The sequence below is a fragment of the Streptosporangium sp. NPDC051023 genome (assembly GCF_040689595.1).
GTDB lineage: Bacteria > Actinomycetota > Actinomycetes > Streptosporangiales > Streptosporangiaceae > Streptosporangium.
The window spans coordinates 184,769-211,191 of the sequence record NZ_JBFBCE010000004.1; the positions used below are offsets into that span (position 1 = coordinate 184,769).

The 26,423-nt window shown below is 67.1% G+C and carries 20 protein-coding genes; 13 read left to right on the plus strand and 7 right to left on the minus strand.

The window, feature by feature from the left end:
* Positions 1-19: 19 nt before the first annotated feature.
* From AB0395_RS04440 to AB0395_RS04480, 9 genes are all read left to right on the plus strand, one after another.
* Positions 20-532, plus strand: coding sequence for a hypothetical protein (locus tag AB0395_RS04440; RefSeq protein WP_366276957.1), 513 nt, complete (start codon positions 20-22; stop codon positions 530-532).
* The gene (locus AB0395_RS04445) at positions 529-918 is read left to right on the plus strand and encodes a hypothetical protein (RefSeq protein ID WP_366276960.1); all 390 of its coding nucleotides are present in this window, start codon (positions 529-531) and stop codon (positions 916-918) included. The genes AB0395_RS04440 and AB0395_RS04445 overlap by 4 nt, the downstream gene beginning before the upstream one ends.
* Positions 906-2,678 (plus strand): hypothetical protein, encoded by a 1,773-nt coding sequence (locus AB0395_RS04450; RefSeq protein WP_366276963.1) that lies wholly within the window; start codon positions 906-908, stop codon positions 2,676-2,678. Before AB0395_RS04445 ends, AB0395_RS04450 begins: the two co-directional genes overlap by 13 nt.
* Complete coding sequence (locus AB0395_RS04455) at positions 2,678-3,010, plus strand: hypothetical protein (RefSeq protein ID WP_366276966.1); 333 nt, start codon at positions 2,678-2,680, stop codon at positions 3,008-3,010. The genes AB0395_RS04450 and AB0395_RS04455 overlap by 1 nt, the downstream gene beginning before the upstream one ends.
* A 43-nt stretch (positions 3,011-3,053) precedes the next feature.
* Complete coding sequence (locus tag AB0395_RS04460) at positions 3,054-3,452, plus strand: hypothetical protein (protein WP_366276969.1); 399 nt, start codon at positions 3,054-3,056, stop codon at positions 3,450-3,452.
* Positions 3,452-4,765 (plus strand): baseplate J/gp47 family protein, encoded by a 1,314-nt coding sequence (locus AB0395_RS04465; protein ID WP_366276971.1) that lies wholly within the window; start codon positions 3,452-3,454, stop codon positions 4,763-4,765. Before AB0395_RS04460 ends, AB0395_RS04465 begins: the two co-directional genes overlap by 1 nt.
* Positions 4,762-8,787 carry a LamG-like jellyroll fold domain-containing protein gene (locus AB0395_RS04470; RefSeq protein ID WP_366276974.1) on the plus strand — a complete coding sequence of 1,342 codons (4,026 nt, stop codon included), beginning with the start codon at positions 4,762-4,764 and terminating at the stop codon, positions 8,785-8,787. Before AB0395_RS04465 ends, AB0395_RS04470 begins: the two co-directional genes overlap by 4 nt.
* A gap of 31 nt (positions 8,788-8,818) precedes the next feature.
* Positions 8,819-9,418 carry a hypothetical protein gene (locus tag AB0395_RS04475; RefSeq protein ID WP_366276977.1) on the plus strand — a complete coding sequence of 200 codons (600 nt, stop codon included), beginning with the start codon at positions 8,819-8,821 and terminating at the stop codon, positions 9,416-9,418.
* A 73-nt stretch (positions 9,419-9,491) separates the two neighbouring features.
* Positions 9,492-10,547: a hypothetical protein gene (locus AB0395_RS04480; protein ID WP_366276980.1), complete on the plus strand. Its 1,056-nt coding sequence runs from the start codon at positions 9,492-9,494 to the stop codon at positions 10,545-10,547.
* 276 nt (positions 10,548-10,823) lie between these two features.
* On the opposite strand, the gene AB0395_RS04485 is transcribed toward AB0395_RS04480, so the two are convergent.
* A complete protein-coding gene (locus tag AB0395_RS04485; RefSeq protein WP_366276983.1) occupies positions 10,824-11,399 on the minus strand; it encodes a TetR family transcriptional regulator in 576 nt (191 codons plus the stop codon).
* Between the two features lie 56 nt (positions 11,400-11,455).
* Here AB0395_RS04485 and AB0395_RS04490 point away from each other — a divergent pair, with 56 nt between their 5' ends.
* Positions 11,456-12,376 (plus strand): alpha/beta fold hydrolase, encoded by a 921-nt coding sequence (locus AB0395_RS04490; protein WP_366276985.1) that lies wholly within the window; start codon positions 11,456-11,458, stop codon positions 12,374-12,376.
* Positions 12,377-12,752: 376 nt separating this feature from the next.
* Here AB0395_RS04490 and AB0395_RS04495 read toward each other — a convergent pair whose 3' ends face one another.
* Positions 12,753-13,151 carry a hypothetical protein gene (locus tag AB0395_RS04495; protein ID WP_366276988.1) on the minus strand — a complete coding sequence of 133 codons (399 nt, stop codon included), beginning with the start codon at positions 13,149-13,151 and terminating at the stop codon, positions 12,753-12,755.
* A 717-nt stretch (positions 13,152-13,868) separates the two neighbouring features.
* Here AB0395_RS04495 and AB0395_RS04500 point away from each other — a divergent pair.
* Positions 13,869-15,485: an alpha/beta fold hydrolase gene (locus tag AB0395_RS04500; protein ID WP_366276990.1), complete on the plus strand. Its 1,617-nt coding sequence runs from the start codon at positions 13,869-13,871 to the stop codon at positions 15,483-15,485.
* A 236-nt stretch (positions 15,486-15,721) separates the two neighbouring features.
* Positions 15,722-16,159, plus strand: a complete 438-nt coding sequence (locus tag AB0395_RS04505) for a hypothetical protein (RefSeq protein ID WP_366276993.1) — start codon at positions 15,722-15,724, stop codon at positions 16,157-16,159.
* Between the two features lie 809 nt (positions 16,160-16,968).
* On the opposite strand, the gene AB0395_RS04510 is transcribed toward AB0395_RS04505, so the two are convergent.
* The 4 genes from AB0395_RS04510 to AB0395_RS04525 form a co-directional block, all read right to left on the minus strand.
* Entirely contained in the window at positions 16,969-17,574 is a 606-nt protein-coding gene (locus tag AB0395_RS04510; protein ID WP_366276995.1) for a hypothetical protein, read from the minus strand.
* Between the two features lie 62 nt (positions 17,575-17,636).
* A complete protein-coding gene (locus AB0395_RS04515; RefSeq protein WP_366276998.1) occupies positions 17,637-22,583 on the minus strand; it encodes a DNRLRE domain-containing protein in 4,947 nt (1,648 codons plus the stop codon).
* 1,087 nt (positions 22,584-23,670) lie between these two features.
* Positions 23,671-23,982, minus strand: a complete 312-nt coding sequence (locus AB0395_RS04520) for a hypothetical protein (protein WP_366277000.1) — start codon at positions 23,980-23,982, stop codon at positions 23,671-23,673.
* A gap of 251 nt (positions 23,983-24,233) precedes the next feature.
* The gene (locus AB0395_RS04525) at positions 24,234-24,395 is read right to left on the minus strand and encodes a hypothetical protein (protein WP_366277003.1); all 162 of its coding nucleotides are present in this window, start codon (positions 24,393-24,395) and stop codon (positions 24,234-24,236) included.
* 497 nt (positions 24,396-24,892) lie between these two features.
* Here AB0395_RS04525 and AB0395_RS04530 point away from each other — a divergent pair, with 497 nt between their 5' ends.
* Positions 24,893-25,504 (plus strand): DUF6461 domain-containing protein, encoded by a 612-nt coding sequence (locus AB0395_RS04530; RefSeq protein ID WP_366277005.1) that lies wholly within the window; start codon positions 24,893-24,895, stop codon positions 25,502-25,504.
* A 386-nt stretch (positions 25,505-25,890) separates the two neighbouring features.
* Here AB0395_RS04530 and AB0395_RS04535 read toward each other — a convergent pair whose 3' ends face one another.
* Positions 25,891-26,124: a BldC family transcriptional regulator gene (locus AB0395_RS04535; RefSeq protein WP_366277008.1), complete on the minus strand. Its 234-nt coding sequence runs from the start codon at positions 26,122-26,124 to the stop codon at positions 25,891-25,893.
* Positions 26,125-26,423 lie beyond the last annotated feature (299 nt).

Consider the following 26,423-nt stretch of genomic DNA (forward strand, 5'->3'; position numbering starts at 1 on the left):
GCCCCGCAAGGGAGGGAAGATGGCCGAGCGGAACACCCCGGTGCTGATCGGCACGGTACCGCTGCTGTACGTGCAGAGTCTCAGCATCACCGAGGGTTATCAAATCGAGCGGATCGCGGGCAGCCGCTTCTCGCAGGCGATCGCGCCGACCACCAAGACCATCGCGATCGAGGCACTCCTGCCCGGCGCAGAGCGGCTGCTGATCAAGAAGCAGCTGGAGGCGATGGCCCTGGTGTCCCGGGTGCTGGTTGCGGCCACCGCTCCCCTGCTCGCGGTCACCGGCATCCCGGTGGTGTGCGGGCTCACCGTCAGCCTGGACATGCAGATCACCGACCTGCGTTTCACCCAGTCGGTCAACCGGCGGGAGACACTGGATGCGAGCCTGACCCTGCGGCACGTGCCTCGCTCCAGTGTCACCGCGATCCTCGGCGAGGCCGCCGACCTCGCCCTCGCCGCCGGGACGGCGCTGAGCGCCTCCCCGCCTCCGCCCGCCCCCGTGCCCCGCGTCGCGACCGCCCCGCTGGTCGGGTGAGCGCCGTGGCCCTCGACCTCACCCGCTATCTGCGGCTGCCCGTCGACGCCGACGACGGCTTCCCGCAGGCGTTCCGGCTCGCCCTCGGCGCGGCCACCTACACCATCACGCTCACCGTGACCGTGGTCGAGGAGGAACGGCTGCGCGATGGACGACCGCTGGTGCTGCCCGAGGCCGGAGCGTTCATGGTGGCCACCGTGGCCCGCGAATCACCCGGCCCTGCCCAGGTGGTGCTGCGCCGCAAACTCGTGCCGAACCTGGAGCTGGAGGGTGGCGAACTCTCCCTGGTCTTCCTGTCAATGGTCGTCGACCCGCGCAACCTCGGCGCCGCCGGGTCGTACGGGTCCGAGGTCAAGGCGGGGGTGGCGACGCGATGGGCTTTGTGATCTGGTTCCAGGTCCAGGTGGAGAAGGCCGGGCCGGGTGGCCTGCTGCCGCTGCGGGTGTCCAACGACGTCTTCAGTGGCGAGTATGTGCTCGACGCCGACATCAGGGTGGACCTGATCGCCGGCGCGGCCGCCAGCACCTTCAGCGCAAAACTGACGAACTTGCCCGCGGACGTCACCGAGACCCTCAAGACTCGGCATGCCGACGCCCTGGCCGGCAAGGATCCGGTGGGGATCTCGCTGGGTCTCGGCTACTTCGACGATCCGGACGGCCGCTCGGACCCGGTGGTGCGCGGCGTGCTCACCGGGATCCGCACCAGTGTCACCGCCGGCGGCGATCTGGTGACCGAACTGCGCGGCATGGAGGCAGCCGGTTACCGGCTGCTACGCACCGCCGTACGCGAGGGCCGACCCGGCGGGCAGTCGCTCACCGCCTCCGTGCAGGCCGTCGCCAAGGCCGCGAGCAAGGACCCGATCACCGTCACGGCCTCGGCCGACGGGCTGCCGGAGGCGAAGAACTTCAGCCTCCGCGCGGGCGACGGGCTGCAGGCACTGCGCCAGATCGCGGAGTTCGCGCAGGCACCGCTGGTGATCGGCGACGGGGTGATCCGGATGGGGGCGGCCGCCGACGCGGGCGCGCCACTTCGGTTCACCACGGCGGACAACGTCGTGTCGCTGGACCACATCCAGGAGGACCCGGAGGACCTGATCCCGGCGCCACCGCCGGCGCCGGCCGATGACGGTGGCGCGCTGGGGGCCGTCGCCGGTGCCGCCGCCGCGGCGGCCGGTGTCCGGCTGCCCGGCGGTTCCGAAAAGGCCCGCACCAGTGTGGAGGTGACCGTGCTCGGCGATCCCGCCGTCCGCCCCGGCCGCACCGCCGTTCTGGTGCCCGACGACCCGCGCGACGCCCCGCCCGGCCGGCTGCGGATCGAGCGGGTCAGGCAGCTGTTCAACAGTCGCCGCGGATACACCTGTGAGGTGCTGCTGGTCGTCGCAGAGCCGGGCAAGCGAGCGGTGCGCACGACCGGGGCTGAGGGCGTCGGTCGGCGGATGCGGGATCTCGTCGAGTCGGTGCGCAGCGAGAACCCGGCGATCGACGTCGGGGAGGTGGCGAAGTACACGGACGGCCGCACCGGTCGGCACCTCGCCGACCTGCACTACGGCCAGTCGCCCGCCGCCGACGTGGTCGCGCCGAGCGTGGAGGCGGAGGTCGAACGCGCCCCGCAGCTGCACGAGCGGCCGATCGCGTCGCCGTTCGCGTTCCACCGCTGCGGCCTGGTGGTCCCCGTGCTGCCCGGCATGCGGGCGGTCCTCGCGCACAACCGGGGCCTGGTCAACGACGCCGTGGTCACCGGGTTCCTCTGGCCGGAGCGGCCGGAGTACACACCGCCGAAGAATCGGCCCGGGGACTGGTGGCTGTGCCTGCCCACCGGGCTCGATCCCAAGGGGCTGCCGACCGGCAAGGGCGTCAACGATCTCACCGATGCGGCCGGCCGACGGGTCCTGCAGGCCAAGGGGTTGCGGATCACCGTGGGCGAGAAACTCCTCCCCGAGGTCGGTGAGCGCCCCCAGGTGCCCGACGGTCTCGCCGGAAAGCTCCTCATCGAGCACGAAAGCGGCACCACCGTCACCGTCGCGGCCGACGGCGCGGTCACCGTGGACGCCGGGGGCAAGTCCCTGACGCTCAAGAGCGGTTCGGCCTCCATCACCCTCGCCGACGGGAAGATCACCCTGCACGGCTCCTCGGTTGAGGTGGCCTGATGGCGACCGTCCTGACCACCGGCGCGTCGATCGGCTGCGGACACGGCGGCACCGTACAGGTCGTCCCCGGGCAGCGGACGCTCACCGTCGCGGGTGCGCCGGTGCTGGTGGCGGGCGACCTCGAGGGGAAGCCGATCACCCACTGCGTCCCAACGGCACCGGGCGCCGTGCCGTGCACCGCCGTCGCCTCGGTGATCGGCGGGAGCGCGACGACGCTCTCCGTCGGCGGCCATCCCGCGCTCCTGGACACCTTGAGCGGCCTGACCAACGGCAGCCCGCCCGGCGTCCTGACCGTGCTGACGCCCGGTCAGACAGTCCTGCAGGCGCAGTGAACCCACGTCGGCCGGCCCACCCCACCACGAGCAGGAGGACCCCATGGCGACCACGACAGGCCTCGGCCGCAGCCTGAAACTGCGTGACGGCGACATCGTCGTCGAGGACGGGCGGCTGGTGCAGATCTCCGGGCTGCCCAACCTCGTGCAGGCCCTGACCCTGCGCGTCCTGACACCGCTCGGCAGTGACCGGTTCGCCACCACCTACGGCCTCGATGTCACGGACGTGTTCACGCAGGCCGTCAGTGTCCGTCAGGCGCAGGACCTGCTGCGGCTCAGCCTGGTCCGCACCCTGGGCGGCGACCGCCGTGTCCATGAGATCCGCGACATCACCGTGCTCGATCCACCGCCCGGCAGCGGACGGCGACTGTGGCGGTGCCAGGTCACCGTCGTGACCGGGGACGGCGCCCAGCACACCCTCCCGCTCGCGGTGGAGGTCTGATGACCGAGTACGGCATCACCACCCAGGGATTCGTCCGCAAGGAGTTCGACACCCTGCTCACCGAGGCCACGGCCCGGGCACGGGCGGCCTTCGGCCCGGACATCGATCTGTCGGCGACCAGCCCGCTCATGAAGATCATCCAGGTCACCACCGCCGAGCACGCGCGGCAGTGGCGCCGGCTGGAGGACCTCTACTACGCGGGCTTCCAGTCCACCGCTTTCGGTCAGGACCTGGACCGGCTCGGCGAGGACATCGGCGTGCGGCGCGTCCACCTCAGTGCCTCGGGGGAGGTGACCATCACCGTCCGCAACCCGCAGCCGGAGCGGGTGTACGTGCTCCCCGAGGGCACGGTCCTGGTCACCGCGGCCCCGGTGAAGTCCTTCCACACCACCGCGCCGGTGCGGCTCAGCGCGACCGCGGACACCGCGACGGTGGGCGCGCGGGCGTTCGTCGCCGGGGCGGGCGGCAACGTCGGCGCGGGCGAGGTGATCGCGATCGATCCGGACTACCAGGCGCACTACCTGAACGTTGTCCCGCCCACGTCGTTCGCGGTGACCAACCCGAAGAACTTCACCGGCGGGCAGGCGCAGGAGGAGGACGAGACCTACCGGGGCCGCCTGCTCGGGCGCTCCCGGACCATGTGGACCCCGGAGGCCGTCCGCCAGGCCGCCCTGGACGTCCCGGGCGTGGTCGACGTGCTTCTGTCCGACCCGCTCGGCGGTGTGGACGTCTCGCAGAGCTACTTCGGCGCCTTTCCTTTCGACCAGCGCCTGTTCAGCGACGAACGACGGATCGGTGAGCCGTACTTCTTCAGCGTCGTGGTCGCCCACGACTTCTTCCGCCCCTGGCGGACCGAGTCCTCCGAAGTCGTCACCGGCCTGTTCGAGCAGGTCACCGAGGCCATCGACCGGGTCAGGCCGGTCGGCATCCACCCTCAGGTTGTGGAGGCCGACCACATCGAGGTCGGGCTGCGGGCCCGGCTGGTCACTCTGCCCGGCTACGACGCCCAGGTGCTGGTCGGCACGCTGATCGAACGGCTCGCGGCCGACATCGGCGCGCTGGCGCTCGGGCGCGGCGTCCTGTTCAGCCAGGTCATGCGCGCGCTGGTTGAGCAGCCCGGGGTCAGCGACGTGCAGGACCTGCGGCTGCGGCGCTGCCCGCCCGCCTTCGGCCGGATCACCCTCGGCACGGTGCCCTTCGCCACCGAGGTCGTGGAGGCAGGACCGGGCGAGAACCTCAGCATGGGGCCCACCGAGATCGCCGTCTTCTCCGTCGACTCCGTGCTGCTCGACCTGGAGGTCGCGTCCCGATGACGGCCTCCCTGGCCCGGATGACGGGCGACCTCACCGCCCCCTTCGACCGTGGCGCCGACACCCTGGAACTGCCCCTGAAGCCTTCCGGCGTCGGCGCGGAGGTCGTGCCGTACGACTTCGCCGAGCATCAGGCCCGGTTCGGTGCGCAGCCCGTGCCGCTGTACGTCCTGACGGCGGTGACGGACGTGACCGCGGCGACCACGTTGACCGTCGGCTACGAGGTACCGCCGGTCGGGGGTGACGAAGGCTCCCGCACCGTGAAAGTGACCGTGCCGCCCACCACCCTGTCCGGCGCCACCTTCGCCGTCGTACTTCCGCCCGAGGACGCGGGCCGTGCCGTACTGCGCACCCTGCGGAGCGAACCGGCCCCCGCGCCCGGCCCGCTGTCGGAGGCGTGGCGGCTCACCGCACTGCTCGGCAACCTCGCCCGGCTGCTCTGGGTGGCCGGCGCGGAGGCGGACGTGCTGGACCGTCACGCGGCCGACATCCGCCGTGCCGTACGGTCCAGCGAGCGGGCGTCCGGCACCACGCTCGACCGCATCGGGTACGACCTCGGCGTCGCGCGCTTCCCGGCCCGCCCGTACGGCCAGGAGGACGACACCGTCGCGCTGTACCACCTGGACGACGGCCCGGGCGCCCCGGTACGTGACATCTGGCCGCTCTACCTGGGCGGAGGCACCGGCCACCCCGGCACGGCCACCCCCGGTGTACAGGCCGGCGCGCCCGGCCGCTTCGGAACCGGCATGCGCTTCGCCGCCACGAGCGCTGAGATCTCCGTACCGCACGCCACGGCGCTGTCCACCGGTGCCGCCGCGAGCCTCACCGTGGAATGCTTCGTCAAACCCGACGCCGTCACCGGTGAAGGCGTGCTGCTGTCCAAGCACGCCGACCCGTCCGATCCCACACTGCCGGGCTGGGCCCTGAGCATCGGCACGTTCGGCCGGGGCATCGCCCGCAACGTCCGGCTGCGGATCGCCGACGGCACCGCCTCGCGCGACCTGTACGCCGACCGCAGCCTGCCTGTGGCCCGCTTCACGCACGTCGCCGCGGTGGTCGACCGTACCGCCCGCCAGGCGAGACTCCTCCTCGACGGCGAGACCGTGTCCCTCAGCGCGCTCACCGCGGCCCCGGGCGTGCTCGCGCTCGAGGGGGCGCTCGCCAACACGGAACCGTTCCGGATCGGCCGGTCGGGCACCGACCCGGCGAAGGTCTTCACCGGGATCGTCGACGAGGTGCGCCTCTCGGCGGCCGCGCGCAGCTCCTTCCACCCGGTACTGGGCGAATCAGACGCGTCGTACCGGCGGCGGCTGCGTATCTTCCGCCGGTGGGTGCTGCCCACCCGGCTCGGCGTGCAGGACACGCTGAACGAGGTCGTCGGACCGGTCCAGGTGATCGGCAGGCCCGACCGGGTGGCCGATCCGTTCGCGGTGACCGACACCGAGGCGACCCTGCTGCAGTCCGCCCACCTGCTGACCGTGCTGCCTGTGGAGGTGCCCGCCGGATCCACGCTCGACGACACGGGACGGACCGGGCTCGACGAGGCCGACGTCCTCGGGCCCCCCGGCGAGGACGAGTCCTTCGCACCGGCGCTGCTGGTCGACGCCACCGACCCGCGTGCGGACTTCGATGCTCCGCCGCCCACGCCGGGACCGCTCCGGGCCGACCCTCGGTTGATGCGGGTCGCCACCCGGCGGGCGCTGCGCGGCCTGCTCGACGCGCTCGCCGCAGCCGGGGTCGCGGGCCGGCTGCGGGTGCGGGCCGGCTTCGACCCGACCGGCCCGGCTGACTCGGGGCTGCGGGCCGTCGGCCGCGCCCTGGTGCTGACCCACTCCGGGCTGGCACCGGAACGGCTTGCCGCACAGGCCGTCCGGGCGGGCTTCGCCTTCGTCGCCCACAGACCCGGCCGTGGCGTCGAACCCGGGCAGGTGTACGCGGCGGTGCGCTCCGCCGACTCCCTGGAGATCGTGGCCGCTCCCGGCGGAACCGCTACCCCGGAGAACGGCTTCGACCTGCTCACCGGGCAGACGCTCGCGCTGCGGCTGGAACCTGCGCCGCCCGCCGGGGCCGAGGTGCGCTGGTCTCTGGTGCCGTGCGGGCAGGGCCGGGCGTCCGTCCCGGGGAACGTCGACCGGCGTGACGTCCTGATCAAGGCCGAACGGCCGGGCCATCTGGTCGCCGCCGCGCAGGTCCGCGACCGCGGGCGGGCGTTCTCCGCCTCCCGCCCACTGCGGATCGGCCTGGCCGAACTCGCGGCGGGCAGCTCGATCGCGGCGACGGGGCGGCTCGACCTGCCCGCCCCGGGCGCGCTGCGCGCCGACGAGCGCGTCCACCCCGTGTATCTGGTCGACGCGCCGGGACGGTACGCCCGCCCCGCGGGCAGCGGGCCGCAGACCCGCCGCGTGCACCCGGTCCTGGCCGCGCGGCTGGCGGCACTCGCCGCGTTGCTGCCGCCCGGCGACCCGGAGCTGCTCTCCGCCTGGGACCCCGGCGCCGCCGGGCCCGCGGCGGCCGGGCGGGCGGTGACCCTCGCGCCGGGCACCTCGACGGCCTCCCTGGCCCGCCTGGGGGCACTGGCCCACGCCGCCGGGTTCAGCCGGGTCTCCCACGACGGGACCGTATTGTCACTGACCCAGGACAGCGGACCGGCGGCACCGGTTCAGGGCCCGGCCACCGTCGAAGAGGGGGCCACGGCCACCGTCCAGGTCGCGCGGGCGGCGCCCCGCGCCGTCGCGCTCGCCGCCGGCCTGGTGTGGACGGTCAACGGCGGCACCGGCAGTGTCTCGGCGCTCGACCCGGTCGGCGGCACCGTGATTGCCTGCGTCAAGGTCGGGCTTGAGCCGGGGGCGATCGCCGCCGCGCCGGACGGCACCCGGGTGATGGTCGCCGACACCGGCGACACCACGCTCACCGTGATCACCACCGCCGACCGCAAGGTCACCGGACAGATCGCCCTGCCCGCCCCGCCCGCCGACGTGACCCACCACCCGAGTGCCGCTCGCGCCTACGTCGGCCTGCGCTCGGGCACGCTCGTCGAGGTCGATCCCGTGGCGCGGACCGTGACCCGCACGCTCGCCCTCGGCTCGTCCGTGGTCGCGGTGCGGTGCGAGCCCGGCGGCGGCAGGCTGTGGGCCGCCACCGCGGACGGCATGCTGCGCGCGGTCGCCCTGCCGACCTTCACCGCCGCCCAGACGGTCACCCTGCCGGACGCCGCGGACGTCCCGCGGGGTCTCGCGGTGGGGGCCGACCGCGCCTACGTCACCGTGCCCGGCGCGCTGCACGTCGTCGATCTCGCGACCGCGTCGATCCAGGCCACCTTCACCGACGCCGGCACCGCGCCGACCGCCCTCGCCCTCGACCCGTCCGGTGCGCTGCTGTACGTGATCGACCCGGGCGGCGGACGCGTCCACCTGCGCCGGGCCGACGGGACCGCCCACACGCTGCCCGGCCTGCCCGCCTCGCTGGCCCTGCCGGGCGCCACCGCCGTCACCGCGGACGCCGCTCACGGTTACGTCGCCTCCAACACGGACGTGGCCGACACGGTCGGCGTGCTCGACGCCGGCGACGGCGCGCTGCTCGCCTCCTGGCCGCTCGGGACCGGTCTGGGTGAGCGTTTGGTGTGGTCGTCGCGAGTCACCGGCGGGGCTCAGGCCCGGCTGACCGGGACGACGCGGCCGCGGACCACGGTGCTCGGCCTGCGGGCCGGCCCCGTGCAGGTCCGGGCCGTCCTGCGGCACGCCGACGCCACGCCGCCGTACACCTTCCGGGTTGAGCCGTCCGAGGAACTGCTCGCCATGGAGCGCGCGGGCGATCGGTTCGTCATCGGCAAGGACCAGTACGACCTGGCGATGAACGTGCTCAACCACCTGTGCCCGATCGGCGTGGAGATCGACACGCGCGCTATCCGGGCCCACGTGCTGGAGCTGCAGAGCGGGCTGCTCGACCCGTTCCCGCCGTACACCTACCCCGACTTCCGTACCCGCGGCCCGCGCCCGCCTCGCTGGACGTACGGGCTCGACCAGTGACCGATGACGACGTCCCAAGGAGGGGACCACGATGACCGTGAGCTACACACCCGCCTTTCGGCACACGGACTGGGTCGACAACGTCGACCGCGTCCGTGCGGCCGGTGACAACGGCTTCAACGTCCGCTTCCACGCGCTGGAGGCCGAGTTCTCCGCCCTCTCCGAGATCATCGCCAAGGTGAACGACGCCCTCCAACTGCCCGCTCCCAAGCCGGTGAAGTTCACCCTGACACCCACGCTCGTCACGCTGACCGATCCGTGGGAGCACGTCTTCGGGGGTGCGGCCAAGCCCATCGACGCGAGCACCGCCAGCGGCATGATGTCCCTCTCACTGCCGAACCTGGCGACCATCACAGAACTGCGGGTCTGCGGCAAGAAGAGGGCCGGGAACCTGACGGTCACGATCCGTCGGCAGGGCCTGGCCGCGGGCGCGGGCGATGAGACCGTCGTCGGCCTGACGCTGGGCAACGGCACCTTCGACACCTCCACGGCCGCGCCGACCGGAGACAGGGCCACGGTCCGCAACGACGACTTCCGCTACTACCTGACCGCCGAGCTCGACACCGCGCCGACCGGCCCCGACAGCGCCGTCCAGCTGACCTGCTTCCAGATCACCTGCGTCACCACCTGACCGGCCGTTCGTTCCGGTCCACTTCCCGGCAGACACCGTTCCCGACGAACGGTCAGCAGAAAGGAGCACCAGCATGCCCAAGGAGCCCGGAGTCCTCTACGTCAAGTACGCCGCCGGCGACGACGGCACCGATGTCATCCCGTCCGGGGCCGCTTTCTGGGCCTCTCCCTCGATCTGGATCACCGACACCGCCGGCAACAGCATCCCCAATGCCCAGGTGGGTGTGGACAACTGGGTGCACGTGCAGGTGGACAGCACGAGCACCGACTCGTACACCGGTGTCAAGGTGCAGACCTGGGTGTGCGACTACACCGCCGGCTTCATCGGACCGGACGCGGCCCGGCCCAGTTCCGGGGGTGCCAACGGCCGGACGGCCACCGTCGGCACGGCGGTGACGAAGTCCTCCCCGGGCACGATGCACGTGGTGTGGCGCCCGACCACCGCAGACCTGATCAACGGCCCCAACCCGAACGAGGGGCACCTGTGCGTCGGCGCGAACGTCTACGTCGAGACCCTGCCCGGTCCCGAGGGTGCCCGGCTGAGCAGTGGACGACTCGATGTGATCAACAACCGCCACCACGGCTGGAAGAACATCACCGTCGTGGCCAAGACCCCGCGTCTGGCACCGCTCGCCTTCCGGTTGACCAACCTGGGCCCGGAGCCGGAGAACTTCCAGGTCCGGGCCTGGGAACTCGACCAGGGCGAGGGCATCGGCTCCCTGCAGCAGGAACACCTCCTGACGCAGCACTTCGTCGACCTGGTCGACGGCGAGCCCAGGCCGGACCCGGTGCCCGCCCTGTGCCAGACGGAGCCGCCGGAGCGGAGGTGGCTGGCACAGGGCGGCCGGCTGGTGCTGCGAGGCGTGCCGGAGCGGACGGAGCTGCGTCCCGCGCAGCACCGGGCCGAGTTCACCATCCGCACCGCCGACCAGGGATGCGAGGAGCCCGGGGAACACGCCCGACTGCAGATCAGGCCGGGGGAGCTGGCGCCGGTCATCTTCGTCCTCGGCTGCGACGGCGAGCCGGGCGAAGTGCACACCATCGACATCACCCAGCAGACCGCCGACGGCGTCGTGCTCGGCGGAGCCCGGCTCATCGCCGTTCATGTGCCGGAGTGGCACTGCTGCTGACCGCCCGTCAGCGGGTGCCGACGAACGTGCGCGAGGCACCGGACAGGAGAGCGACAACCGGCATATTCGCCGAAGTTCCCAGCGGAGAGACCGGACCGATGGTGTACGACACGTCGCTGCCGACACCCTGATTCCATGTGCGACCCCGCGCCAAGGCGCGGGGTCGCACTTTCATGGCACCAATCGAACGGCACCGATGACGATCTGATCTGGCCCTGTGGAACATCCTGGATCTCCCGTCCTGGCAGAGAGGTGCAGCGGGCTCACGAGGAAAGTTCAGCTCGCCGAATCCGCGATGAGACGGCTCAACTGCAGATCGAGTATCTCGACGGCCGCGCTGTGGCTGATCTCGCCCAGCATGCGCGCGTCGGCGAGTGCTCCTGCCACGCCGAGCAGGATGCGCGCCTCCGCCTCGGCGGCGACAGCCGAACCGCAGGCCTCGGTGACAAGCCGCGCGACAGCGGCGGTCGCAGCGGACGACCCCTCTCGGTAGAGCCGGTGAAGCTGGGGGTTCGCAGCGGTGGAAGCGAGAAACGCGTGGCCTGCCAGGATCTGTTCGGTGCCGAGATTCACCAGCGCCAGAAGGACCTGACGCAGTGCCGTACGTGGTGGTTCATCCAGGTGTACGGCTGCCGCGACGGCGCTCTCGATGTCGCGTCGTTGCATGGTCGCGGCCAGCTGCAACAGTGCTTCCTTGGTGGGGAAATAGTGCTGGACCAGGCCTTTGGAGATCGAGGCCTCCGCCGCGACGCGTCCGATGGTCACCGATGCCAGGCCCTCACGCACGCACAGCCGAAGCGCCGCCCTGGCGATCTCCCCACGACGCGCATCGTGGTCCACGCGTTTTGGCATCGTCCCTCCCATAGAATGTTTACAATACGAACGTATTGTAAACGAGGGGGGTAGCCATGGACACCGTCGCACCGAACATCGGGGCGGCATTCAGGGCAGGCAAGCTCGGCCACTTCCGCGACGCCGCCGCCTACGCCAGATATCGGCAGGCCTATGACCGCGCGATGGCAGACCTGCCCGAGCCGAGCGCGACGCTGGATGTGCCGACCGACTTCGGCACCGTTCGCGTCTACCGGTTCGGACCCGCCGACGGGGTGCCGCTGTTGCTGCTGCCCGGTCGCGCAGCAGCTGCGCCCATGTGGGAAGCCAACCTGGCCGGCCTGGCGAAAAGCCGCCCGGTGTACGCGACGGATCTCATCGGAGAGCCGGGCCTGTCCGTGCAGACCCGCCGGCTGACCTCGGCCAAAGACCAGGCGGCCTGGCTCACGTCGCTGATCGACGGCCTGCCCGAACAGGCGCTTCACGTGCTAGGTCTGTCGATCGGTGGCTGGTCCGCGCTCAACCTCGTCGTTCACCGGCCGGCCGGAGTTCGCTCACTCGTCCTGCTCGAACCGGCCGCTACCTTCGGCGGCATCACCTGGAAGGTCGTCGTCGTCTCTCTGGGGTCGGTGCTCCCCATGCCCCAGGCCGTCCGGCGGCGCCTGTTGAGCTGGATCTCCGGTGGCGCCGACGCCTTCGAAGACGACCCTGTCGCCGCACTGATCGCCTCCGGCATGCGCGACTTCACCGTCAGCCTTCCCCGGCCCACCTACCCCACCGACGAGCAGATCGCCGGGATCGATCTGCCTACCCTGGTGATCCTCGGTGGCCGCAGCATTATTCACGCTCCCAACAAGGCCGCGGCACGGGCACGCCGCCTGCTCCGGCACGGCATCGTCGAACTCTGGCCAGAGGCATCGCACGCCATCAACGGCGAATTCCCCGAGCGCATCGAAACCACTGTCAACGCCTTCCTCGCCAAGGTCGAGGCGACCTAGTATCGTCGTCGCGCTCGCCACCGCGGCCGGAAGCCGTGCTCTCGCGACACGCCTTCGCTCTCCGGAGACGTGTCATGACGCGACGCCATTCGGACAAGTCATCCGCCGGGGTGTGTCCACAACGAATCCGAGGGCATCGCGATCCCTGAAACCATGGAGACTTCGATGTGGTGACCTCGCCGCTTTCGCCAACCGGGCACCGGCGACCGATCCAGGGCATCAAAAAGCCCGGCTCACCGAGTGGTGAGCCGGGCTTTCGCCTTGCGCGGCCGAGAGGACCCCAACCTCCTGACGCGCAGGAAAAACTCATCCTGCGTCGCTCATGCCGCCTATCCGAATGAACGTCTACTTCATTGCATTCATTGCAGAACCCCGACTACCAGTTGCGGCTGCATCCGTTGCGGGTGCACCAAACCTCGTGGACGGCCGTGCCGTTTACCCACAGGTCGGCGTAAATGCGCTGCACGCCGCCGGCAACGGTGATCTGAAGATGCACGTTGGACCAGGTAGTCGTCGAGTTGGTTGCTGAGCGGCAGACGGTGTCGGTGCTGTAGGACCCGTTCACCCCCCAGAAACAAACCTCGCGATAGCCGCTGACCGCCTTGATATGGCCGGAGACGTAGGCGGAGTAGCCCGAGGTCCAGTCGATGGTGGACTCGGTGTTGGTCGCCCCCCATTCCATGGACCATCCGGTGGCGGCCTGGGCAGGGGTGGTGCCGGCGAGCATGGCCACCGTGGCGGCGACGACGACTAACAGGGACTTGAGCGCGCGCATGCAAACCTCCCACAGATCGTTCAGGACATTGTCAGAAAGAATGACAGATTTAGTTTAATCGAGTGCGTCCGCACGGTGTACAAAAAAGGTCTCGTACGGCGTCCGCACCCTCGACATAAACCACCCTCCACACCATCCGAAATATCCGACACAACCAGATGGCACGACCCGACATCGAACATATCTATTAGGCTCGATCCCGACCCCTGATACGCGACACCCGTAAACAAACGCACGAAAGACCGCCCAACAACAGCACCCGGAAAACATGTCCCGGCTTGACACGTCAAGCATCCCTCGGGACAGATACCGAGCCATCTGAAATCACCGTCGGATTCCGTACCACCCGCACACGGAGAGCGCACACCACGGCGAGCACCCCCCGCAGGCATCGGGCGGCCCGATTCAACGAGGCCCGCCTACACTCTGCGATCGGGCATTCACCCCGAGGAGTACGAAGCCTCCATGACCCCCAAAATCACCTCAATAATCCCATAGCACACAAAAGCCAAGATATATATCAAGGTCGGGGCAACTCCATCCACAGATCCCCAATACGCCTTTCATGCGCCTTCAACATATCCGCATATTTCGTGATAAGACGTACAAGGCGAATTTCTAGATCGGCTGGGCGCTTTGCGCTTTGCCTGCCCACGGGGGGCCGCTCACCACGCCGCTATCTTCGGGCCGTCGACGGGGTTGATCAGAGTCGGACGAGTGCCGGGCGGAAGGCCAGCCGACGACGATTGGAGCAACGTGCGCCGGAAGTACTCCCTGCTCGCCGCTGTCTTCGTGACGGTGGCGGCGCTGTTACCCGTCTCCACGGCCGCGGGCGCGGCCACCCGAGACGAAGCCCCCGCGAACGTCGCGAAGGGCAGCGTCACCTGGGCCCCCTGCGAAGAGGAGCCCAGCGCCGAATGCGGCACGCTGGCCGTCCCCATCGACTGGTCCCGGCCCGGCGGGCCCACCATCGACCTCGCCCTCGCCCGCCGTAAGGCCACCGACCCTTCGGCCCGGATCGGATCCATGCTGATCAACCCGGGCGGACCGGGCGGATCGGGTGTCGAGTTCGCCTACGGCGCCCCCGGCTTCTTCACCGAGGAGATCCAGCGGCGGTTCGACCTCGTCGGCTTCGATCCCCGGGGCGTGGGCCGCAGCCACCCGGTCATCTGCTCGGCGTCGGTGTACAACCAGATGCCGCACGCGGTCATGACCAGCCAGGCCGACTTCGACAGGTGGACCGCCTACTCCAGGAGGCTGCGCCAGGACTGCCGGGCCCGTACCGGCCCTCTGTACGACCATGTCGACTCGGTGAACGTCGCGCGCGACATGGACGCGATCCGCGCCGCGCTCGGCGAGGAGAAGCTCACCTACTACGGGGTCTCCTACGGCACGCTGATCGGGCAGATGTACGCCGAACTCTTCCCGCAACGGGTTCGGGCTCTGGCCCTGGACAGCAACATGGACCACAGCCTCGGCGTCAAGGCGTTCCTCGACACCGAGGCCGCCGCCGTCGAGGACGCCTTCGACGAGTTCGTCACCTGGTGCGAGCACGAGACCGCCTGTGCCCTGCACGGGCAGGACGTCCGGGCGCTGTGGGAGAGGTTGCTGGCCAAGGCACGCCGCGGCGAGCTGTACTACCCGGGCGTCACGGATCGTCCGATGACCGAGGTGCAGGTCCTCTGGCAGGGCGTGCTGGGCACCGAAGGGCCCGCCTGGCAACTGCTGAGCGAGATGCTGCGCGCCCTGGACGGCGGGCCGCTGCCGGAGTGGGTGCCTCCGCTGCCCGGCCGGCAGCCTGTGACGGGGGAAGTCGCCCAGCTTCCCACCGCGGTTCTCTGTGAGGACTACAGTCTTCGGGTTCGCAACTACCGGGAGTACGCGGCGCTGCTGCGGAGCAACGCCCGTCTGGCTCCCGACATGCGCCTGAACCCGATGCCGATCGAGGACCTGCCCGTCTGCCTCAACCACCCGACCAACAACCCGCAGCACCGTCTGCGCTACACCGGCAGCGCTCCGCTGCTGCTGGGCACCTCGATCCACGACCCCTCAACGCCGTACGCCTGGACCGCCAACGTGGGCCGCCAGCTCGGTCCCAAGGTCACGCTGCTCACCTATGAGGGCTGGGGCCACCGCATCTACGGCAAGGACGAGTGCAGCACGGTTCCCATCGACAACTACCTGATCTCGCTGGCCGTGCCCCCGCCCGGCTTCCGCTGCCTCCCGGGAGGCGGGACCACGCTCAAGCGGAAGTCCGAGGTGTGGCGAACGGACCAACTCCACTGGGCCGGCCTGTCCCTCCCCCAGCCGAGCCCGTCCAGAACGTCTGGATGAGCCACAACCGCGCCTGATCACGTAAACGGTGCCCATGGCCCGCACGAGGCCATGGGCACCGCCATGTGTGACGGTCGATCTCCCCGGGGGCCGAGTCCTCTCGGCCGTGCCACGGTTCAAGGGCCTCTCCGGGCACCTCCATCCACGATGAGGCGGCGGCAATCTTGTTTCCATTACCGCGGAACCCGCGCTGGGGGTCACTCCTGTTGACCCTGGCGGCTCTGACGGCCCCCGCGATGCGTACCGCCTGGTGGTACTTCCCTGAAGGGCCGATCTACGAGTCGGAGTTGTTCATCTGCCCCGCCGACGCCGAGCCGTACGTCTTCCAGGATGTCGGCTGGCTGATAGAGATCAACTGGCGGACCATGTCCGCGGAGTTGAACGGCTGGCCCACCGTCGTGATGGCTCTTGGTCTGGCTGCGGTTCTCGCCCTTCGTGGCAGGTGGAGCACCATCGCCGCCTGGGTGACTGCGGCGCTGTTCGCGGTGATCGCCGTGGTGTTCACGATCCCCTTCGCCATCGAGATGGTCACCGATGACTGCCGGGAAACGCTTCGCTTCGGGGGGTGGAACATCGTCGAGACCGGGCCGATCATGCACTATCTGGCAGGCGCGGTGCTGGTCGTGTTCCTGTCGCTGTTCCGGCGTTATGAGACGACCGCCATGCCTCGGTGAGAGGGAGGCCGCGCCCAATCGAGCAAGGCCCATGACGTGGCCCGCCTGCAGCCCGCTATCCCGGCCCAGGTCCTCCGAAGGAAATCAGGACGCTCTTCCGGTGTCCACCTTCATCCGACAGTGTCCGTCTACTGAATCCTAACGCGTGATGTCGTCACAGACGGTAACTCTGACCTGGGATAACAACGGGGCGCCGGACGACATCGCACGTAGATCATCAATAACTACGGATCAGAAGGCTAGGGGTTCGAGTCCTCTCGGCCACGCAAGGCGAAAGCCCAGCTCACCACCCGGCGAGCTGGGCTTTTTCATGCTCTGGATCAGTTGCCGGCATCCGGCCGTGTCCGGCTAACTGTGCCGAATACATGTCGAAGATCTTTTCCTCGGTATCTTGCCGATCCGGAGACCGTTTGGCCACAGGTAAGCCGTACCCCTCCAGGGCCGGAGCGCATGCCAGGGGGCACAAGCCTGCACTCTGCTGCCCAGCAACACACGTCGCAGCAGGCCGAGGAGCCTACTCCCCGGTGACTGGCCTCGTTTGCAAGCAAGTACTCATGGGGCACTGGCGAGAGATCTAGTGAGTGGACGGTGACGGACGCTCACCGGTCGCCATCATCGGCAAGAACAGTTGAACGGGGACGCCATGTTGATCTGGCGGGACGGCCGAACCATCTACTAGAGGAGGCGTCGTGAGCATTAATTAAGCATTGGAGACGTTTGCATCATTAGGTCAGTAGCCGCAGTAAAGAGACAATCCTTTTTCCCCGCGATGATCGAATGTGATCCGAATGCGGCGAAGTGCCGAGTGATTAAATTATGTCGCGAACTATTATTGCCGCCTGGTTTCCCTCGAACCAGGCGGAGTTTAGACGTATACCGCTTACCATCTCCATGACCGCCATCATTACAGCCTCGTTAAATTGCCAGTTTTCACGTTGGCAGACCTCTCGAACTAGTGTCACTTCCTCGGAAAGCGCATCAGGCATGTTCCCATAAATGGCGTCACTGGAACGGAATCCAGGCCAATCCATTAGCACTTCTCCGTCTGCGGCGTACGCGAAGCGATGCTGAGGGCCCGTCCATGCGATACTCCACGCTTGCGCTTCCCTGCTCAGCACCCGAAGAACCTGGTTACTGCTGGCGTAGTCATCGTTTGTCTGGATGAGAAAATAGCCGCCATCGAGTGTTTCGATGAAAAAAACTCCAGCGATCTGCGAGAATTCGAGTGCCCCTTCTCCTACCTCTAAATCGCCAACCTCGAAGTTGCCTCCGATGGACAGATATTCTCCAACATCGGCAGCAGCGGGGTTGCCGAACCTTTCCTTAACGATTGTCCAGCACAGCTGGTCCAGTGAAATCCATTGATTGGTTTCTAAGAATTCCTGATAGTGGCTGATGATTTCTTCGATGGACACTTGCCCTACCTCCATTTGAGGGCGCGGAAGCCAATAGATGGCTTCCGCACCCTCATCACGGCCTACGGGTTTGCTGGTACTCCGCAGAGTTCTTCTCTGCCTAGATGGTCGCCAGGGACGGATGTATCGAACCTATTGGTGAACAGGTCTCCGACGAGCACCCTATCCTTGTCATAGAAAGACTGCAACGCCGTTCCTGCATCCGAGTTGTGTTTGCTTTTAATTGGACAATAGGACATACGATCAGGCGATGAGTCGGTAGTCTCTCGGGTTGAAGCGAAGGGAAACTCGTCGCACTGCTTTTCCCCGTCGTTGGGGTAGTTAGGCCATATGGATTGGCATGTCGGCGTGGTTTTGTCGTGATTTTTACCGGCTTCTTTCTTTCCTACCCTATGCAGGAACTTTTCACTCCTCGGAGTGCCCGGATTATCGCATCCCGGAATTACGGCTTTCCCAGAATTGTCTGGCCAAGTTTCTACATCCGGATCTGTGCATGCATTCCAATAGTGCTGGTAGGCCTGATCCAGGGTCCACGTTCGACCACTTTCCCCGATTGCGGTGCGCGTCCATTTCATCGCAGGCTCGGTCTTGTAGAAGACGCATCCACCCGCCCTGTACTTCATATAATCTGCAGTGTCGCATCGTACGATGTTCCCTATCCTCGCCTGGTCCCCACCTGCGAGATACTGCCATTTTGTATTCGGCCAGTCCGGGAAGTTCGCGTATGGTTTAATGGAGGTGAAGCTTACTAGGTCTTCGTTCGGCACCTTTACGGTGCGAGTTCCATCTTCAGTCCATTTGATAGTCCGTTGCGCAGCTGATTTGCGCTGATCGCATTTGAACCTAAACGTGGCCCTCCCGTTCGCCATCCAAGAAGTGATCAGATCAGTTCGATGATTCTTGACACTCTGATTGTTCCACTGCTGAATGTGCTCGCATCTCGCTTTATTTCCAATGTCCATGCCTAGCGTCATACTCCTCGTGGCATAAGTTCTGCCACGAGTGGTTGGATTGTAGACGTAGGCTTCGACCAAGATATCGCGCGTACTTTCGCCTTGTTTATACCTTCCAGCTCTCCCATTGAAGGTATACGCGATAAGCATAACCTCCGCCTTAAATTCATCCCATTGGGGAAGGCATACCGTCTCCGTGCATTGTTGGTACTCGTATACAGCTTTAACGGTTGACATCTGGCACCAGGTGAAGTGATTCTTAATCCACCCAACACCACGGCCGGCTAGCTCTCGTCGTTCTGCGCAGCTCACCGGTGTCAGCCGGTCGAAAGTATTTGATGCTTTTGCGGGAATGCTTGCGGGATCGTAGCTAGGAAGGTCTGAGATAGTCGCCGCAGATGCGCTTTTGGTGCGTTCTGTCTGCTCAGCTGTATCGATGGTCAAGCTTTGCCACTGTGACCACTGTCCAGAAATACCGCCAGTTGTGGTACGGGCTCGCCAGCGTACCTGCCATCCGTCGATCAGTTTCTTGGCCGGAACTTGGAGGCTTCCGACGGAATGGGAGGAGACATTGGTGACGATCCCGGACCAGATCAGTCCCTTGCCCTGAGACGGCGCCTTCGGGTCGTGAACAACTTCGACATTGACGGTCGAACGCCGGTGCGCGGGAGCGGTCACCTGCACCATGAGGTGTGGTGTGGTCGTTGACGTGGTCGTCACGCCTTGCTCTGTGGTGAACGGGCGCGTCCACAGCTTGCTCACAGCCGGTTTGCGGCCGAGAACAGCCGAGTTCGACGGGGAGACCACCCTCGCGGGCACACCGTCCGACGAGCGGGAGTGCGCCGGTTCCCTGGCCGTCGTCTTCTCTTCGGAGGCCGGTGCCGGAATCGGGGCGACGCCCGGGGCAACGACGTAGGTCACCTTCAGTACCGGTGGGTGGGCGTCCGAACCGTTGTATTCGGACGCGTGATACATCCGATCGTACGGCGGTGCGGAGGCGGACTCGTCGGCGCCGCGCAGCAGCAGGCCGTGGTTGGCCTGGCCCGACACCCAGGCCTGGACCATGCTGGTCACCGGCCAGGTCCATCCGACATCGTGCGGATATTCGCCTGTGCATCCGTTGGGGTCTGTGGCGACGACTTCCCCGCTGGTCATGACGGACGGCTGGTTGGCCCACAGTAGTGTGCTCGCGTTCCAGGCGGACGTGACTCTCTGCGCCTTGATTCCGGAACCGCTGTCGCCGCAGCTGTCAGATGCGCTGTTCCACAGCTCCAGTTTCGCGTCGGTGATTGTCTTACCCGCGAGGGACGAGGTGTTGAACTTCAGGTAGGAGCGGTCGATGGACCGTCCTCCCAGGAAATACTCGTACACACCGGCCCACACGGAGTCCGCGCCCGGATCCGAATCCCCTTGGTCGGTGATCCAGGTGTCTGTCTCCACCGGCAACGAGATCGTCTGCGTGGTCGGCGGATTCGTCGAGGTCGAGGTCGGGGTCGGAGTCGGGGAGGCAGTGGGCGTGACAGTCGGAGTGGCCGTAGGCGTCACGGTCGGGGTGGGGGTGACCGTTGGGGACGGGGAAGACCCCGGGCTGTCGGTGTAGGTCACCTTGAGCACCGGTGGGTGAGGCTCCAGTCCGCCGAACTCGGACGAGTAGAAGCCGCGGTCGTACATCGGAGCCGAGGCGGACTCGTCCACACCACGCAGCACCAGGCCGTGGTTGTTCTCACCCGATGCCCAGGCTTGCACGGTGCCGGTCACCGGCCAGGTCCATGAGACATTTTCTGGGGGCGTGCCGGAGCATCCGCCGGGATCGGTGGCGACCGCCTCGCCGCTGCCGGTCTCTGACGGCTTGTTGCCCCAGTTCAGAGTGCTCGCGCTCCAGGCTGAAGTGACTTTCTGGACCTTGATCCCCGAACCACTGACACCGCAGCCGTACGCGTCGTAGCTCCACAACTCCAGCTTGGCATCGGTGATTGTCTTGCCTGCGAGAGACGAGGTATCGAACTTCAGATACGTCCGTTCGATGGCTCTCGGGCTGCTACTGCCGTACGCGCCCGCCCACAGATCAGGCCCATCGGGACCTGTGGATCCCTGATTGTCGATCCATGTGTCCGCTTGCACCGGCAGCGCAACAGTGTGCTGCTCTCCTGGCGGCTGACCTGTTGGAGTAGGCGTGGGATCAGGTCCCGCCTGTCCAGTGCTAAACGACCACGTATACGGGGTCGTCATTGTGTTCCCTGCTACATCCTTAAGTACGCCCACATCGACCGTATAGGTAGTGTTTGCCGTCAATGGCTGTGTCGGCGTGAAAATTAGCGCTGCGTTCGACGTGCCCATTTCTGAGTCGCCTGCTACCAGCGCTCCAGCCGAATCTCTAATTGAAAGCTGCGCTTCTGTTACCTCTTCACCGAAGATCGCAGTAATCTTCGTGTTGACCGGTACATTAGCCGCGCCTTGGGCTGGATCCGCTATAACTACCGTTGGTGCTGTAGTGTCTGCTTCAGGGCTAGATACCTCTGGGTCGTCAATGATGGCGTCTGGGATGGTAAATTCGATCTCTTCTCCAGAAGATGCCTGCTCCTCGATAGCTTGCTCATCAGTCACATCGGGAGCAGTGGGTTGCACATCGCTAGCTCTGACCAGAGCGGGATTGCTGTCCGCCGCCTCTATATCGGCGCGCGTTTCTAGCCCTGTCTCCCCGTCAAAGAACCAACCAACGGCGCCTATCGGAGGAAGCTGCGGCTGCGGTTTGGGCGTGTAGCTAACGAATAGCACGGGGCCACGAGGGGCGCCGCTGCCCCAGTATCCATATTCGTAGGAGCGGTACCAGCGCCAGTTGGTGCTGTCGGACTCGCTGGCGGAGCTGAGCTGGACACCATAGTCGGCCGTGCCGTTCATCCAGGCTTGGACCATGGTCTCGATGGAGTAGTACAGCTCGCCTTCGCCCCGGGAGCAGTCGTCGCTGTAGGCGCCCTTGTTGCCGACCTGGCCGCCGGTGGTGACCGACGGCTGGTTACTCCAGGTGAGGTTGCTGATCGTCCAGTCGGTGGTGATGCGCCGGGCGACGATGCCGGAGTTGATCTCCGAGGTGCAGGCGTTGGCCCGGAAGTTCCACAGCCGTAGGTCGGCGTTGTCGACCGTGCCGCCCATGAGCGGGGTATTGCTGATGTTGAAGTCGATGTAGGCGCGCCAGGTCGCCGTGCCGCTGTTGGACTTGCCGGCGATGATGCGCTGGTAGTTGATGTCGTTGGAGTTGCCGTTGGGGTAGCTGGTGCTGACGAAGGTGTCACCCGCGATGCCGGTGCCGGTCCAGGTGTCGGAGGCCAGCGCCACCGTCACCGGGTAGGTCACCGCCGGGTCGGCCAGGAAGGCGGCGTCGGGGGTCAGCACCAGTGCTGAGTCATCGCCGTTCTGCTCCGTCGCGGTGGTCGCCGTGCCGACGCGGCCGGTCTCCGGCTGCCGGGCCGCGGCCGCGTCCAGCATGGGGGCCGCGGTGACGGGGGCGACCTTCTTGTCGCCCTTGGCGGCGAGCAAGGCGGGTTTGCCGGAGGAGTCCTTGCCGTAGCGCATGCCCTTGGGCAGGTCGACCGGGATGCGCAGGCTCAGCTTCTTCTTCGCCGCCGGGCGCTGCCGGATCACGAGCTTCTGCTGGAGTCCGGTGGGGGTGGCGGTGACGACCAGGTCGACGCCTGGGCCGTAGGCCGAGGGGTAGGTGGCGGTGTCGCCGGTCAGTTGCGGTTTGGGCAGTTTGGCGTCGGCGGAGAGCGCGGCGTCGCCCTTGTCGCCCTTGGTCTTCAGCAGGGTGGTGTCGCCACCGGTCGACAGGGTGAACTCTCCCTTGACGGCCTTGGGTCTGATGACCCCGCCCTCTTCGACCAGCGTGGTGTCGACCGGTTGCCACGTTCCGTTTTTCTGCACGTGGATGGGCGTGGAGTACAGCTCGGTGTAGAGGGTCTTGCCGTCGGGGTTGGCGAACGTGGTCGAGGTCTCCGTCTGGTAGGAGGGGATCTCGACGCGCTTGTTCTGCTTCTTCGCCTCCTGCTTCGCGGCGTCCACCGGGCTGGGTGTCGGGGTCGACGTGGCAGCGGGAGCGGCGGGTTCAGGAGTGGGATCGGCGGTCGCGGGTGCGGCCATCAGGGAGGTGGACAGTCCGAGCGCGGCTATCACGGAGACGCGGCGCTGACTTCTGGACAAACCACCGATGCCTGGTCGGAGTGTGCGCACTCTGGCCTTTCTCGAACAGTTGTTGCAAACCTCGCGATCTTCACATAAGGGCAACATAAAGTAAAGATCGACTTACGTGCACAAGGAGTGACCGAATGTGATCTTGGTGATGAGATGGCGCTACGAGGGGCGTTTGTTGTTTGCTCTCGTTGGCCAGTGGCTGGATTCGGCCGCATCGCCACCGAGGCCCATCCGAAGGCCCAGCTACTGGGCCATGGCTTGCTCGCCCAGTACCTCGGCGTGACGTCCACACCTACCAGCCGCGGGCCGCGTCCATGGAAGTGGTGTACAGCAGCCGCGTACAGCAACACCGCCTTACGACATCGCCCGCCACCAACCCGCTTCCACTGCCTGGGCAGGCCAAGAGGTCGCCGACGAGGCACCCGCCCTTCCCTACGGATCAGAAGGTTAGGGGTTCGAGTCCTCTCGGCCGCGCAAGGCGAAAACCCAGCTCACCACCCGGTGAGCTGGGCTTTTTCGTGCCCTGGATCACTCGCCCGTGTCCGGCTGTGTCCGGCCATGACCGGCGGCATCCGGCTGATCCTTCCCAATGCCTTCCCGCGGGGAAGGGCGCAAGATCTCGGCGATTCGGCGCATGGCGATCTCGTCGTGGCCGACGAGGCACTTCTCGTAGGTCCGGTGGAGAACTTCCACCGCCCGGCGCACTGGAGCACCGGCACAGCCCGCCCCGGAATCTCGAACTCGAAGGCGCTGGGAACCTCGGAAGCGCCCGGGGCCTCGAAGACGCCCAGAACCTGGAGAACGCCCAGAATCCCAGGGAAGCCCAAGCGCTCGAAGCCGTCCTGACCAGGACGCGCGCATGTGTGCGGCGCGGCCCTGCTCCGGCCGGGCCGCACACATACGCGGCCGGGCCTGTCCGGTCACGGGCCCGACCGCGCGTATGGGGTCCGGGACGGTGTCAGCGCGTGTCGATCCGGATGCTGAGGATCGGGTGATAGGGGATCCTGGTGTAGGAGGTCTGCCCGGCGGGCACCCACGGGCTGTCGATGGCGAGGATCCCGGCGTAGTGGTGACTCTCCATGACGACGGCCCGGTGCTGGTACGTGCCGCTAGAGCAGTAGCTGCTGATCCCGTGCTCGCCGGGGATGGGGTCGAGCTGGTAGCTGCATTCGGTGGGCCAGGCGTTCGCGCCTGAGGCCGTGGCGGTCACCAGTCCGGCCGTCGCCAGGACGCTGGCGAATGCGGTCGCGGCCCATTTTCTCACATTCATATGGTGCTCCTGGGGGGTGGCCGGAATGCCTTCGCGGCAGACCAGCGCATTTACAGTTAGGAAGCTTTCTTAAAAGAAGTAAATGCGGGCGTAGGGGGGGCGTCAATATGCCCGCGGTGGTTCAGGTGTCATGTTCCGGACAACCGTCACGGCGAAAAGGTCTCCGCACACCCGCGCGCCCGTCCGGCCAGGGTTTCAGCCCCAGCGCGGCCGCGGGGTTCTCGTTCCGATCGGGGATCGGCGCGAGGCCGTCACTTGAGGATCGGGAAGCGGCGGACGAGTTTGGTGCCGCCCCACCACTCGCCGAGCCCGAGGGTGTTGCCGGCTCCGGCCAGCGCCAGGCCGGCCAGGACGATGGAACGCCGCCTCGGGAAGCTGGACTTCTTTTCGGAGCAGCGGCCGGCGCAGGACAAATCTGGAGATCACTTTAGGCGTTCGCTCAACTACCAGCGAAGGTCTGGTCGTGGCCGCTCAGGCTGCAGGCCCTGACGCTCGTGATGGATTGTTCCCAATACCTTCCCAAGGTAGGCCGCCTATAGCCGTCGAGCTGACGTTTATGCAGGTAGACGGCATGACCAAACGCGGACGACTCCCCCCTACGGATCAGAAGGTTAGGGGTTCGAGTCCTCTCGGCCGCGCAAGGCGAAAGCCCAGCTCACCACCCGGTGAGCTGGGCTTTTTCGTGCCCTGGATCACTCGTCGGTGTCCGGCTGGGACCACAATCAAGCTGCCGGTCGCGATCTGGGCGCTTTCTACGCCCGCTATCGCGTGCTTCCCAATGCAACCCTCGAAGGGGGAGCGCGGAACCGGCCCGGCAACGCCTTCTTCGTGACAATCGAGCAAGGCAACCCGTAACAACCTTTGAGGAGGGGGCTCTCCGCCGGATGCCCCCTCCTTCCGAGAGGCGGCCATGCAGTCACCGACCTACCTGCACGATCTTCTGGCCTCAACCCTCTTCACCGAGGGGCTCGACGGCGACATGGATCTGTGGGCGCTGGGATTCGACGCCATCTGGATCAAGGGGGCGGACCTCGACGCCCTCGCCCCGATATACCAGCTGGACCTCTCTACCCGCACCCCGTGCCACCTGAATGAGATCCTCGACCGGAACATCGACGACGGATCCCTCTGGGTCGCCGAGGTCGGGGACTGGATCAGCGTCGTGCCGGGGACCGCTGAACGCGAGCACTTGTTGTCCATCACTGTGGGCGGCCGCGAGGCCTTCGGCCTCAGCATGGACATCAGTAACAGGGACTATTTCCATTACGCCCGCGACGGGCGCCTGGTGACCTCCTTCAGCCCCTCCCTGCCGGAGTTGCGCTTCGGCGACGACCCGCACGCGCTCGATCACCTGATGGGCGGCCTGCGCTTCCAGATCAGCGCTGACGACGTCTTCGATGATCGCGTGGACCGGGAGGAGAGCGTCAGCTCGGCCTTGGCGCTGATCGGGCGCTTCACGGGAACCGATATCGCCACCGACTGGTTCGAGGCACAGCACTCCTGTATCAGACCCACCTCCTGACGGCTCATGCTCAGCCGGCGCGGCACGTCGGTTGCGTCCACGGATGGTGTACAGCAACGCCGCCTTACAGGATCACGTCGCTCCAACCCGCATCCACCGCTCCACCAGCGAGGGAAGCCGCTGACGAGGTGCCCGCTCTTCTCTACGGATTAGATCGTCAGCGGCTCGGGTCATGACGATCGCTGACGTCGGTATCCACGGCTCTCAGCACCAGGAGATCACTGCCGCAGCCCTGTTTCCTCGACCTTGCCATCGGATGAGGAGAGGCGACTGACGGCAACGTCCACCACCGCAGACACACTCAGGGCACCGTCGGCATCCGTCCAGCCCAGCTCGTAGCGAGCAGGGTGATTGCCACGCCTGAAAAGCGGACCGAGCATGCGCCATTAGATGATCTCGGGCTGACCACTCCTCAGCAGCGCGCGGACCTCGCCCTCCCTGTAGCGACGTTGACCGCCCGGAGTGCGGATGGAACCGAGCCTGCCCTCTCTCCCCCATCGAGTGACGGTCCTCGGATCGACGCCGAACAGGCGTGCGACCTCGGCGGGGGTCAGGAGCCGCTCGGCGGTGTCGGCGATGGCGAAGGTGCCGTCAGAGCTGATGACCATGATGGTGGTCATGGGGGAATCTCCCGATCGGTGTGGGTGGGGATGCGGCCGAACGGCTCGCGGAGCATGGTCGGCATGAGCCGTCCGGGGTCTGCTGCCGGAGGATCTGGTCGGTGGATGGTGCCCTGCCGGAAGTCAGGGTCCGGCCGGGCACCGGGAGCGCCGGTCTGCGGGGGCATGAAGACCGGCGCGGAGCGGTTCCCCTTCCCCGGTGTCCCGGGAACCGCGTGGGTGTGCGACCCGGGCCCTCCTCCCCCGGCGCGCCGAGGGGGGACGGGGGGCGTGGGTATGGGGTCCGCCGCCCGGATTTG